Origin of the sequence: Streptomyces minutiscleroticus, assembly GCF_014650875.1 — a bacterium.
In the GTDB taxonomy this organism is placed as follows: domain Bacteria; phylum Actinomycetota; class Actinomycetes; order Streptomycetales; family Streptomycetaceae; genus Streptomyces; species Streptomyces minutiscleroticus.
In genome coordinates, this window is sequence record NZ_BMVU01000230.1 from 1 (window position 1) to 730 (window position 730).

Genomic DNA, 730 nt, shown 5'->3' on the forward strand with positions numbered 1-730 from the left:
AGGTGGAGGCCGGCGAGGTAGCTGTCCGGGGTTTTGTCGTACCGGGTGGCGATGCCGCGCCAGGCCTTCATCTTGTTGATCAGCCGCTCGACGGTGTTCCTCTCCTTGTAGAGCTCGGCGTCGAAGTCGACGGGCCTACCGCCCTGGGAGCCCTTCTTCTTGCGGTTGGCCAGCTGGTCCTTCTTCTCCGGGATGACCGCGCGGATACGGCGTTTGCGCAGGTGGGCGCGGTTGGCGCGGGAGGAGTAGGCCTTATCGCCCGCCGCCGCGTCCGGCCGGGTGCGCGGGCGGCCCACGGGCAGACGGACGCGCATCTGGTTCAGGACGGGGATGAACTGCGGGCTGTCCGCGGCCTGTCCGGCGGTCAGGAGCAGCACCAGCGGGCGGCACTTGCGGTCGCCGGCGAGATGGATCTTGCTGGTCTGTCCGCCCCGGGAGCGGCCCAGCAGAGCGGCCTTCAGCCGGAGCCGGTGCCGGCGCCGGATGCGGCGCCGCTCTGCCCGTCCGGGGTCGGTGTCCTGTCCGGTTCGTCCGTCGTTGTCGCCCCCTTTGACCCGGTCTTTTCTTCGGCCGCGGCCTTCTCCAGGGCGGTGAGGACGTCCGGGCGCAGGTGCATGCCGGCCGCGTCCTGGTGGGCGCGCACGGTGGTGGAGTCGACGCTGACCAGGGACAGGTCCACCTCGTCCCGCCGGGCGGCCTGCGCGATCAGTCCCTCCAGCAGGGCCTGGAA

General features: G+C 71.2%; 1 pseudogene. It reads right to left on the minus strand.

The features are described 5' to 3' along the window. Nucleotides 1-730 (minus strand): annotated as a pseudogene (locus IE271_RS41180) (IS5 family transposase); the annotation flags it as partial.